The sequence below is a fragment of the Lysinibacillus antri genome, from assembly GCF_003977595.1.
GTDB classification, from domain to species: Bacteria; Bacillota; Bacilli; order Bacillales_A; family Planococcaceae; genus Ureibacillus; species Ureibacillus antri.
In genome coordinates, this window is sequence record NZ_RYYR01000008.1 from 12,424 (window position 1) to 24,564 (window position 12,141).

General features: G+C 35.4%; 9 protein-coding genes. 3 read left to right on the forward strand and 6 right to left on the reverse strand.

The features are described from left to right. Window positions 1-10: 10 nt before the first annotated feature. The gene (locus EK386_RS07355; RefSeq protein WP_126658464.1) at window positions 11-907 is read right to left on the reverse strand and encodes a tyrosine-type recombinase/integrase; all 897 of its coding nucleotides are present in this window, start codon (window positions 905-907) and stop codon (window positions 11-13) included. A 230-nt stretch (window positions 908-1,137) separates the two neighbouring features. Between EK386_RS07355 and EK386_RS07360 the strand changes: the two genes are divergently transcribed. After that, complete coding sequence (locus EK386_RS07360; protein ID WP_126658466.1) at window positions 1,138-1,929, forward strand: enoyl-CoA hydratase/isomerase family protein; 792 nt, start codon at window positions 1,138-1,140, stop codon at window positions 1,927-1,929. A gap of 43 nt (window positions 1,930-1,972) precedes the next feature. Here EK386_RS07360 and EK386_RS07365 read toward each other — a convergent pair whose 3' ends face one another. Beyond that, window positions 1,973-2,776 (reverse strand): hypothetical protein, encoded by an 804-nt coding sequence (locus EK386_RS07365; protein WP_126658468.1) that lies wholly within the window; start codon window positions 2,774-2,776, stop codon window positions 1,973-1,975. Between the two features lie 209 nt (window positions 2,777-2,985). On the opposite strand from EK386_RS07365, the gene EK386_RS07370 reads away from it, so the two are divergent. Continuing rightward, window positions 2,986-4,149: an aminotransferase class I/II-fold pyridoxal phosphate-dependent enzyme gene (locus tag EK386_RS07370; RefSeq protein ID WP_126658469.1), complete on the forward strand. Its 1,164-nt coding sequence runs from the start codon at window positions 2,986-2,988 to the stop codon at window positions 4,147-4,149. Between the two features lie 232 nt (window positions 4,150-4,381). Beyond that, complete coding sequence (locus tag EK386_RS07375; protein WP_126658471.1) at window positions 4,382-5,161, forward strand: PhzF family phenazine biosynthesis protein; 780 nt, start codon at window positions 4,382-4,384, stop codon at window positions 5,159-5,161. 168 nt (window positions 5,162-5,329) lie between these two features. Here the strand turns inward: EK386_RS07375 and EK386_RS07380 are convergent, their stop codons facing one another. The 4 genes from EK386_RS07380 to EK386_RS07395 all read right to left on the reverse strand — a co-directional run bounded on the left by EK386_RS07380 (window position 5,330) and on the right by EK386_RS07395 (window position 12,112). Beyond that, a complete protein-coding gene (locus EK386_RS07380; RefSeq protein WP_126658473.1) occupies window positions 5,330-6,322 on the reverse strand; it encodes a sporulation protein in 993 nt (330 codons plus the stop codon). Window positions 6,323-6,463: 141 nt separating this feature from the next. Beyond that, window positions 6,464-8,869 carry a restriction endonuclease-like protein gene (locus EK386_RS07385; protein ID WP_158674388.1) on the reverse strand — a complete coding sequence of 802 codons (2,406 nt, stop codon included), beginning with the start codon at window positions 8,867-8,869 and terminating at the stop codon, window positions 6,464-6,466. Next, on the reverse strand, window positions 8,841-10,379 hold the full coding sequence (locus EK386_RS07390) for an McrB family protein (protein ID WP_126658476.1): 1,539 nt from the start codon (window positions 10,377-10,379) through the stop codon (window positions 8,841-8,843). Before EK386_RS07390 ends, EK386_RS07385 begins: the two co-directional genes overlap by 29 nt. A 134-nt stretch (window positions 10,380-10,513) precedes the next feature. Next, a complete protein-coding gene (locus EK386_RS07395; RefSeq protein WP_158674389.1) occupies window positions 10,514-12,112 on the reverse strand; it encodes a DNA cytosine methyltransferase in 1,599 nt (532 codons plus the stop codon). Between the last annotated feature and the right edge of the window lie 29 nt (window positions 12,113-12,141).

The window sequence follows — 12,141 nt, forward strand, 5'->3', positions numbered from 1 at the left end:
TTTTCCCCTCTTACTCCAATAGTTTATCAACATCAATTTTCTCATTATTTGTAAATCGTTTCAACCGATCCTTCAAAACACTTTTTCTCGCATAGCCAAATTGCTTATAAATTTCTAACTGCTGATCCGCCTGCTGAACCACTTCTTTATTAATGGTTGCATAGCGAATATCGGTAGCAGTTACTTTCAAGCCTAATTGTTTTGAAATGGATTGAAAGATTCTTTCGATTGTTTTAACGGTTATAGGACTGTATTTTTTATTTCCGACCCCTAACCAAATTGCATCCACCTGATTACTCAGTGGGAACATTTGAACCGTCTCATTTCGATAAATGTTAAACCACTCCATCATCGACGAAGAGATTTCTAATTTTCTTATTTTTTTACGAGACCTGATCGTTATAATATTGTCTTTCACATGCGTCCATTTCAACATAACAAGTTCAGAAGGTTTTAAACTCAATTCAGCAATTAATCGGACAATACAAAAATTCCGTAGCGCAATCCAACGAAACTCTGGGTCTTCACTTGTTTCATAAATAGACAGCCAGAAGCGAATGATTCGTTTTAGTTGATGCTCTTTTAATGTTTTGATTTTCGTTTCATTATTTTTTAATGGTTGAACATCTTCTACAGGTAATTCTTGAATCAGCCCTCGTGAATGTATATAAGAAAGGAAACTTTTTAAAGAAGATAATTTACGATTAATTGTTGTATGTGTAGTATAACTCGCTTTTAAATGATTTACGTAATCCTTGACCAAAGTTCGAATATTCGAATGAAGATCTTTGTTTTGTTCCTGGACGAAAATTAAAAATTGTTCCCCATCAATACAATACTGTTTGATTGTATGTGGTGACTTATTTAAGGATTCTAAAAATGTTCTGTAATACAATACTAATTCCATATCTCCACTCCTTTATTTGCTTGTGCGTTAGTTTATTTAATTATTTGTAATTTCTGGTGCGTGTATTATTTATATTATATATAAAAGTGTCGGATAATATGCATATAATAGCAAACATATTTGGGAAAATTATCTACGTCGTGTCTCGATTATGTTGAATATTCAAATAATAGTAGGAGTAAAAGTTATCGTAGTATATAATGTTGGGAAAAACATAAGGGGTGTGTTTCATGCAAGTTCGTACGACTAGATTAGAAGAAGAGGATGCAAAAATTATTTATCAAGAAACTGCAGGGTTAGCGATTATTACAATTCACCGTCCCCAATTGAAAAATGCATTAACTGCAAATATGTGGGATCAATTAGCTAAAATTGCTTTACAAACATTAGATAATCCAAAAAATAAAGTTTTATTACTACGAGGATCCGGCGAAAATTTCACGGCGGGTTCAGATATTAAAGAATTTAATTCCGTTTCATTAGAAGAAGCAGAACAAGCATTCGTTCATATGGAAAAAACCATTTCAACTATTGAAAATCTTCCTATTCCTGTTATAGGTGTCATTAACGGTCCGGCAATGGGGGCAGGTCTTGAATTAGCGTTAGCATGCGATATTCGAATTGGCTCAGAAAAAGCACGTATGGGGATTCCGGTTGGAAAGCTTGGAATCACACTTAATAATAAATTTGCGAAGCGTCTTGTCGATTTAGTTGGCCCTTCTGCAACAAAGGACTTTGTTTTTACAGGTCGATTATACAAAGCAGAAGAAGCCTTTAAAGCCGGCATGCTCAATTACTTAGTGGCCGAAAAAGACTTAACGAAATTTTCTATTCGTATGGGAAAACTAGTAGCCGGAATGTCTCCTGCCTCTTTACTTGCGGTGAAGCGCTCTGTTAAGGAATGTTTAGATTCGGCACCAGTGTTATGGAATTCTTCTTCACCTTTTGTTGATCAACAAGACTTCCCAGAAGGTGTCCGCGCATTTGTTGAAAAACGCCAACCACAATTTAATCGGAAATAAACATACTTAAGGGGGATTCTCAACAAAATGAGATCCCCCTCTTTTAATGTACACCTTTAATGGAAATGTTGATCGTTGCAGGCTCAAACTCAAAATGCTGTAAAAATTGCGTACAGATTTCCGCTTGTAAGCCGCGCATCTTTTCAATTACGTCATAGTGAACTGGCCCTTTAATAAAGATGGTTAGTTCGACTACCGTATTCATCTGTTTTAATGCAAAGTGAACCGAATCCACTTTTGCAATAAATTCCGTTTGTTTTAAAATATACTGTAATAATTGCGTATACACATTTTTAGAAATCGTAATCACTTGCTGATGAAAATCAGGTTGCACAATGGTTGTCTCCCCTAATTTCACACGGTTTTTCGAAAAAATCTCAAATCCTCGTTGAATAAACCGCTTAAAAAAGTTTTGTTCTACTTGTTTATACGGAATTGGCATCACATGTTTCCCTTGTGTTAACCGAACAAATTGAGCCATTTGAATTTCTTTTGATGAACGAATTTCTTCTATGTAATGAAAATGGTCAATCGGAGCAAGTTGAAGACGATTGGCTATAGTTTTTGTCATTTTATCTGAAGTTCCAATTATTAAGAGCGATTCTATTCCGCTTTTTTCAATTGCTTCCATAACATCATTTCTATGTTGTTCATCTTGAAAAATCGCTCTACGGACAGCCGTTATCGTATTTTTTTCAAACTTTGCAGACGTCCCTGCTTTTTTCTGCCCGTTAACAATTAATAGACCATCATCAATAATCGCCTCTATATGATGTTCATGAGCAAATTGAAGGGCACTTGTACTTTTCCCCGTTCCACTCGGTCCACTTAATGAATATACAATCATCTATTCCACTCCAGCTTGTTTTCTTTAAGTGTAATAGATTCGATTCACTTTTTCTATATTTGTAAAATATTTCTCGAGGTTTGCTCTTTTATATTCATATCTACTATATTTCGAATCTTTTTACTTATTTCGAATATTATAAAGAATTTCTAATCGTCTGTATGTTAAAATGTGAGGTAGATTTGTAGCCAAATAAGGAGTGTCACACCTTGAAGATTGAAGCATCAAAAAAAATGTCATTATTTGAACCATCTGTATTTACAAGTTTAAAAGTGTTTGCAAAAGAACAACAAGCAAAAGGGATGGAGTTAATCGATCTAAGCCTCGGTAGTCCAGATTTACCTCCCCATGAAATGCTTCGTAACCATATGTCTGAATTAAGTAAACAAGCTACTTCCTATGGATATACATTAACAGGTTCTAAAGAATTTAAAGAAGCTGTTGCACGCTATTATCAACGCTGTAATCAAGTAGAGTTAAATCCAGAAACAGAAGTCGTTTTAACAATTGGCTCTCAAGAAGGACTTGTCCACTTACCTTTAGCCTTTTGTGATCCTGGAGACATTGTCTTAACAACGAACCCTGGTTATATTGCCTACGCTGCTGGGATCAACGTAGCAGGTGCACAAAGCTATTTCATTCCATTGGATACGGAAAATGGATACTTACCTAATTTACAAGCGATCCCTGAAGAAATAGCAAAGAAAGCGAAATTACTTATTTTAAACATGCCAGGTAACCCTGTACCAATGTCTCCATCCATTGAGTACTTCACAGAGGTTGTAGCATTTGCGAAAAAATATAACATTTTAGTCGTGCATGATGCGGCATATTCGGAGTTCTATTTCACAGGAGACGGTCCAATAAGCTTCTTAGCAACACCAGGAGCAAAAGAAGTTGGGATTGAAGTCAATTCATTATCAAAAAGCTTTAGCTTAGCCGGTGCGCGCGTTGCCTATATGGTTGGAAATCAAGAAGCGATTACGATTATTGATCAATTAAAGTCTAATTTAGATTTCGGCATTTTTGCACCGATACAAGCTACTGCAGCTCTTGCATTAGACCACGCAGAAGAAATTACAGCTTCGTTACGTACAACTTTCGCAGAGCGTCATAAAGTGTTAATGAAAGGCTTAATCGAATTAGGCTGGGAAGTGGCCCCATCGAACGGTGGAATGTTTGTCTGGGCAAAATACCCTTCTGAGTTAGATAGCGTATCCTTTGCTTATAAAGCTATTGAAGAAACGGGTGTAGTCATGGTGCCAGGTACGACTTTCGGTAGCGAAGGTGAAGGCTATGTACGTTTAGCACTTGTTCAATCGGTGGAGTTATTAGAAGAGGCTGTTGAGCGGTTGAAAACGTTAGCTCTATAAAATGGAGAAAGGTTGTTCCTCTTAATTGATGGACAACCTTTCTTTCTAGGCTTTTCACTCTTATTAATATTAAAATTCCTAAAAAAATATTATGAAACACAATTTCTTAATAATCACCCGATGCATTTAGTTAGGCATTAAGAACTGTAAATTTATCTACATTTTTAACTATACAAGAAATAATTTCTGTACACAGTAAGAAATACCTAAAACATTTATAGGAGGAACAATGATGAAGTACTATGTAGTAGATGCCTTTGCAGAAAAAGTGTTTGAAGGAAATCCTGCTGGGGTTTGTGTAATGAATGAATGGCTTTCTGATGACATCATGCAAAAGATTGCCATCGAAAATAACCTATCTGAAACAGCATTTGCAGTAAAAGAGGCGGAAAATTATAAGCTAAGATGGTTTACACCTGGAGGAGAAATCAATCTTTGTGGTCACGCAACGTTAGCAACTGCTTTTGTTATTATGAACTATGTTGAAACGCAACTAACAACTATTCAATTCAACACAATGAGCGGGATGCTTACTGTAAATAAAAAAGAGGATTTGTATGAACTTGATTTCCCATCTGCCCTTTCAAAAGAGATTGCTCTTACTGAACAAATGATTGATGCTTTGGGTGCCACGCCAACTGAAGCCTATCTAAATAGAGATTTGTTACTTGTATTCGAATCACAAGAAGCCGTGAAAAATCTAAGTCCGGACTTTGCAAAACTAGAACAGTTACCAGAGGGGCTTGGTGTAATTGTTACGGCAAAAGGAGAGACTTTTGACTTTGTTTCAAGAGCATTTTTCCCAAAGTTAAAGATAAATGAGGATCCAGTATGTGGTTCTGCTCACTGTGGGTTAGTGCCATTTTGGGCAGAGAAACTAAAGAAACAGGAACTCGTAGCAAGGCAGTTATCCAATAGAGGCGGCACACTTTATTGCAAGCACGAGGATACACGGGTAAAGATGGCCGGAAAAGCCGCGCTCTACTTAATAGGCGATATAAATATCGGGTAATAACTATAGAAATATAAAATAGAGTCAAATTAACATTCTAATCAAAAACTAATAGCTTGGCGTTTGTTCCCAAGCTATTAGTTCAAATAAAAATATACATCGTAGAAGATCATTCATTCTCTTAGTATAAAAATAATCCAAAACTATTACATAAGTAAGCCTATGCCATTACCAATCCCCATCTCCACCATCAAAGAAATCGTCAAAATCTTCTTCCTCTTCAAATGAATCGTCTTCAAACCCAAGTGCTTCTTCTACGTCTTCGAAAATTTCTTCGTCTATTCCAAATGCTTCTGCTACCTCTTCAATTACATCATCTATGCCATCTAACATCTCACTTAGAAGCATACCACCAAGCAGCCCCATCGCTAGTCCTCCAATCATACCACCCGTCCCATGACTATGATGAGGTTGGTAAGACTTATACGAGAATGCTTGTGTATACGCATGAGGATTTTCAACAGCTTCTGTAATGTACTGCTTTAACAAGTTTGTTACTTGCGATTCATGTTGTAACAGGGATTGTTCAATAAAGAATTCGCGTTTCGCTTCGATTTCTTTAAATCCATTTCGGCAATCTACTTCCAGCCATACACGCACACCAGAAGGTTCACAAGCAAAACGTAGCTCCACTTCATTCACTTGCCCTGTAAAAAGCTGTGTTGGGAAAAAGGCAAATTCTTGACCATGGCGATCCACTTTCCCGGATGAAGGTTTCTCTTTAAACCCTAAGTTACCGAGCGATTCGAATAAAATTTGTACAGGCTGTGGTACATCAATAAGTAGACGATCCACATCGGTACGATCGACACCGCCGTCAATGTCTAGCTCCGTATCAAAATAATACGAAATCGACCCTCTAGAAACTGGTAAACTTTCAGGAATTTGATATGTAAAAGGAATGACTTTTTGTTCTTTTGGTAGGATTACGTGTGCACCACTTAATGGAATATTCGCTACTTGTCGTGTTTCGATTCCTTGTTTTGTCCCGACACTAATCATTAGGCGAACGGCTAGGAAATTTACTTTTTGTTCGACTTCCCCACCTTCAATATAAACCTCACCATGAATTGTTTCCCCTGCAATATACGGGCGGTTTTCAAAACGCAAGTCTACAGTCGCAGCCCCTTTACCAAAGCGCGCTAAAATTTTTTTGAACATGCTCAACTCTCCTTTAGATCTTTCTTACTACTAATCCCATCTCGTTAAAATATTATTATAAATTGAAAAATATACCTTATCAATATTACTTTTCGATATCCGTTTTTATTTATAGTGAAAACTATTTAAAAAAGCTAGCAACTACATTTTTGTTGCTAGCTTACTTAATACTTTATATGGATTTTCCATTAGTTCAGTAATGGAAAGCTCTTCTATATTGTCGCCATGTTCATGCAATAACGTTCCACTTCGCCAATGGAACTGATGATTGTCTAGTTGATACGATACAATCCGTGTTCTTTGTGTAATGACCTTTGAATTTAGTTTGATCATAGCATCTGTTGACATTTGTTTTAACATCATCCATAGCTGTCGTTTTTCATTCGTTGTTAGTAGTAATTCTGGTAACGTAGAAGCATCATTATATACATGATCTTCTATTAAAAGAGGTTCACTTAATGAGTAGTGATCGGTTTGAATTGTATTTAATCGTGATGCCCAAGCTTCACCATGAAAGACCATATACTTCCCATCCCGGGCAACCGTTGTAATGACAGCCTCCTCATATACCCCCACCGCTTGATATAAAGCAATTTTCTTAGCTTTGAACCATTTTTTTGGTAGCGTGTTTTCTCGTACACGGATGGTTAACTCGTGATCGTCTCGTTTCCCTTTGTAAGGAACGACCAAAACATAATCAGATCGATCATTATATAAAAATTCTTTCGTGCCTTTTGGTAAGATTCCTTCTACTTGTAATTCATCCGCTGTTTTATTTAATAAACTATCAATAATCGTTGCCACTAAATCCGTTGCTTTTGGTAGAAACGGAAGGCCGCCAATGTTTACTTTCTCGATACTTTTATATAAATGATGCTCTCGGTATCGGTCCTGTTCATTCCACGGAAATAATACATACGCACCAAATGCCGTTCGTTCATAAGCGCCTTCACTTTCCGCAACAATCGCATCCCGATATCGATGCATCGTATTAATGTCGTCTTCCATTGGACCTGGACTATTGTTGCCCTCATCATTCCCAAAGTTAATCCGGTATTTTGCATCAAAAATATAAAGGAAATCATACTCTCTGCCTAACTTTTCAATGATCAGCATCGTGTCAGGAATTTGTCTTACTGTAACAGCTTTCTTTTCTGTATAGTACTGATATTGGAGCTTAATGATCTCTCCAGTCGATTTATTACGGAAAATACGCTTAGCGCCACTTCCCTTTTTTAAATTTACAACTAAACCATTACTACTTACTTTAATAATATCTTGAGAAATTTCATCGCATTTCTCTTTTAGGATTCTTCCAAGCCTTAAGAATGTCCAATATTCATAAAGTAAGGCAATATCTTTCATGGACATTTTGTAGATTTCCCCGCTTAAAATAATGCCCTTTGAAAGAGTTGCATAGATTTGATAGACATCTCGGTACCCTGCTGCCATCTGTAGCACGACGCTCATAACAGAACGATCTAAGCGACCAATACTTTGCCAAAAAGGCTTTTTTAATTTTTTCGAGAGTTCATCTCTCATTCTATCTAAAATTGAAAGTACATCTTGATCTGGTTCTAACTGATAGTGTTCTTTTGCTTTTTGTATGCTCAAGTAAAGTTGTTCAATTCGTTGAGAAAGCCGTTCTAATGTCATTTTGACATACCGATTTTCGTGGGTATCAAACGTATGAACCTTTCTGGCAAGCAGCCCTTTTTGTGGCATCATTTGTTTCCCATTCAACTGAATTCCCTTTTCAACTTCTATAAAAAGATTGGCATTTTTTCGTAAGTATGCTCGTCCAACTGCATCTTGTTTACGTAAACGATCTCCGCGCACTTCTTCGTAAATGGTTTCTAGCTTACGATGTGGTTTTTGCTCTACAAAGTTTACAGCCTTCATATACGCTTCGTAATGCTTTTCTATTAGGCGATAAAATTCTACTCCTGTAGGCTCATGATAAACTTCAGCAGACCCCTTTAAGAAAGTTCGTTTCAAAAAATCATAAGCCAGGTTATACACTTCCTCGCTTACTTCCGTTAAAAGCGCGCGATAGTCTTTTTTATAATCGAGCTTCGTTGGATAAACCTCTATGACAACAGATAGCAACGGATTTCCATGATCGTCACGAATTTCAAAATTACTAAAGCCCACTTCATTTTGGAAATGTAGGGTCCCACTCAGTAATTTTGTATTCAATATGGGGCGCACTGCTTTTCGAAAGCCCTCATACTCATGATAAAACTGAATAGGAACATCTTTCTTAGGCATAATTTGCACTTCATATCTTCCGTTTTCAAAAAAAATCGGCAAAAAGGGTTGTCCGCTGCTTTGAACTAATTGTTTATGTTCAATATCAAAAATCTCGACATATGCTTCGTTTGACACGCTAAAATACATGGATTCATTCTCTTCAAAAAACGATTTATAGCTTTCTTGATTGTAACGATTTAAGTCGAGGTCACCTGAAATGACTAAATAAACGTCATCCGTATGAATCGTTAACAGTTGTTCATTTTTAAGCCGTCCAGAACGATACGAAGCCATTATCATCTAACCTCTTTTTCATTTCTTCTATCTTTTTGGAACATTTTTCGTACGGTTTTAATTCGATTTCTAACTTTTCTAATACCGGCTCCACTATATTTTGTGTACCGCTAATGCGCGGAAGGATTTTTTGCATTATACAAAAATCCATGGCTTCGTTTTCTGTAAGCAACATACCCGCTTCTGCATTATGTGCCATATAAAAGGAAATCTCATCACGCACACGATAACCGACTTGGGCATGGATTACTTTTAAGGATTCATTAATAGCATTTATTTTTTCCGAGACTTGTCGAATAAGTGGTTCATGGGCTGAAAACGCATCAATTAAATGAATATATGTGGATTCTAGCACATCGTTTGAAACCTGGATTGGCTTAACGGATTCCTTCTCCACCATGGCATCAAAATTCATCAAGTCAATCTCATTAAATTCAATGGTATTCGCACGGTCCAACACTTTTTTACTAAACGAGTGAGTCGTTTCATCCATGTTTACGGTACCAATTACGTAAAGATTGCCCGGTAACGTTACGGTTTTTTCCTCTTCATTTTCTTCAAACGTAATCAACGGCGATGAAGTAAAATTCCCTTCCTCATCTTTTTTACGGCTTTCCATCACACTTAGAACATCACTGAAGTAATACTCAACACGCGCTAAGTTCATTTCATCCAATAGAACAAAATGCGGTAAATCCGGATTGGCTAAAGCATGTTCTACAATCTTAGTTAACGGCCCTTTCCAAAACTCCCCTTTAATATCTCTATACCCGAGCAAATCTGAACTATCGCTCCAATCAGGGCGAACAGGAATTAACTTAAACTGCTCATTTTCTTCCGTGGCCCCAATCGCTTCAGCAAATAGTTGAACGATTTTTGTTTTCCCTGTACCGGAAATGCCGGAGATGATGATGAAGGGTTTGGTGCGTAAGGATAGGTAAAGATTTTTGATGTTATTCTCAAGATAAGTAAAACCTTTTGAAGTGATATATGAATATACATGTGGAATAAATTCATCTTTACTTAGAGGATTGTTTATGTTTTGATAACTTACATCTTCATTAAAATAATTAAAATATTCTTTTATATCCGAATGTTTTACAAGCTCCAATCGGAATTTTTCTTTAGGGTTTTTCGTCAAATATATAAAATAGCCAAAGTTATCCTCTTCTACAGCATACTGCCACTTTCTTGTAGTCGCATTTCCAGGTGGACTATAAATAAATTTTTCATTAGTCATTAAATTTAAAAACTTAACTAAGTCACCGATTAAAAAAACATCATAAAAACGAATCAATAAATAATTTTTAGAAAAATTGTCCATTTTATTTCTTACACTATTGATTTTGGAAACACTAATATCTAAGTATTTAGTTTTTTCTCCTTGAATACCCGGTGATAATATTAACATAAAATCTCTTATAAGTAGGTTCGTTTCTATTTTCTTCAAACTAAGTTCTGTTATAAGCAAATCTATATATTTGTCTGCTTGCCCTTTATTGTTCGCCATAAATAATCTCCAATTCTACTCGTTATTTTAATAGATCTATGTAGTTCTTAGATAGAATTTTAAATACTTTATACTTACATTTTAAGGCTAAAATTTAAAAAACTACAAATAATGACCTTGTAGTTTTTTATTACTTATAATTTTGTAAGGATATTTAATAATTGCCTTGCAATAGCATTTGACATTATAGGAGGAACAGCATTTCCTACTTGCTGATATTGCGCATCCTTGGATCCCTTGAAGACAAAACTGTCAGGAAATGTTTGTAGTCTGGCAGCTTCACGGATGCTAATAGCTCGGTTTATTGTAGGATGAATCCACATTGCTTTACGTGCATTTGTTACTGTTGGTGAAGGTGCATTGAAATCCAATCGTTTATAAATAGAATTCTGAGTTCTAGAAGGGTCTGCATACGTATTAATAATACTTTTGTCCAGGTCATGGAAGTTCTGTCCTTGTTTAAGTTGTTCAAACCTCTTTAGAATATGCGCCCTTGTTTGAGTGATAATATGATTATGAAGTAAATCACTATCTCTTAATAGTTTTGTCAAATCACTCATTTTCTCCAACTTTACTAAAGGTATAGCAGGTAAAGTTGTTTCATACTGGGGATTTATCTCTACCAAATCTCCTATCGCATCTCCGACTGTGCGGTAATTTCCCTCATTAAATAATCCCCTGGGTAAACTTATTTCTATTTCTTTATTTGTAATTAAATCTTTTCTAATACCTAAGGCAAAAAATCGTTTACGTTTTTGAGGAGCTCCAAACAAGGCTGCATTTATTACCCCTGAATCAATCTTATAAATAACCTCTAACTTTTTTATTAAATAATTGTAGACTGTAATTGATTTAACATGGACCTCTATCTTCTTTCCTTTAGTATCTATATTTATTATTCGAATAGAATTACTTCTAAGTTCTTGCATAATATAGAAGCACCTTTGAACTTTAATAAACTCTTGCATCGCGTATAATATAGTTCTATCACTTTGCAATTTTGTTATAAAATCAATAAACAATTTTAAAGAATATTTAATATAGTTCTCAAAATAATCTGACTTACATGTATATCTTGCGATTGTATTTTTAATATTTTCAATGTATTGTTTTCCACGTTTTTGAATTAAATCATTTAATTTCCCTTCTACTTTAGCTTTACTAATTAATAATATTAAATCTTTTAATAATCGTTTTTCTATTAAAAATTGTTGAACTTCATCTTCTTCAACCATTTTTTTTAGCTCTTCTATACCATAGATAAAATCTCCTTCATATAGCGAAATCTTTTCATCTATTAAGTAATCCTTCAAGAATTCTTGATCATCGTTATCAGAAAGATAGAAGCGATGTACATCGGATTTAAACATGGGTACATTTTCTATTACAAATGCTTTTGGTTTTAATTTTTCAACAAACTCTATATACTTTTTTACTAAACTATTATTTTGGCTAATTAGATCAAACTTTTGACGATTGGCATTAGAAAACCCTTGGCATGGAGGACCCCCTATCACAACATCTATTTGGCCAAATCTAAAATTAAAATCTTCAAAATCTGTAATACTTAAAATATCATCCAGAACTGTCACATTTGAATTATGATTTGCTTTATATGTTAGTTGGGCCGCTGAGTGCTTTTCAATTGCCACTTTAACCTCAAACTTATTAGTTTGTTCAAACCCTAAACTTAATCCGCCAGCTCCAGAAAATAAATCAACTACACTATACACTTCCCGCACCTCTTCTTATTCATAAGAAA

Excerpts from the sequence above, each read along its gene's own strand:
- EK386_RS07355 (WP_126658464.1), bottom strand. The coding sequence starts at position 907 with ATGGAATTAGTATTGTATTACAGAACATTTTTAGAATCCTTAAATAAG.
- EK386_RS07360 (WP_126658466.1), top strand. The coding sequence starts at position 1,138 with ATGCAAGTTCGTACGACTAGATTAGAAGAAGAGGATGCAAAAATTATT.
- EK386_RS07365 (WP_126658468.1), bottom strand. The coding sequence starts at position 2,776 with ATGATTGTATATTCATTAAGTGGACCGAGTGGAACGGGGAAAAGTACA.
- EK386_RS07375 (WP_126658471.1), top strand. The coding sequence starts at position 4,382 with ATGAAGTACTATGTAGTAGATGCCTTTGCAGAAAAAGTGTTTGAAGGA.
- EK386_RS07380 (WP_126658473.1), bottom strand. The coding sequence starts at position 6,322 with ATGTTCAAAAAAATTTTAGCGCGCTTTGGTAAAGGGGCTGCGACTGTA.
- EK386_RS07385 (WP_158674388.1), bottom strand. The coding sequence starts at position 8,869 with ATGGCTTCGTATCGTTCTGGACGGCTTAAAAATGAACAACTGTTAACG.
- EK386_RS07390 (WP_126658476.1), bottom strand. The coding sequence starts at position 10,379 with ATGGCGAACAATAAAGGGCAAGCAGACAAATATATAGATTTGCTTATA.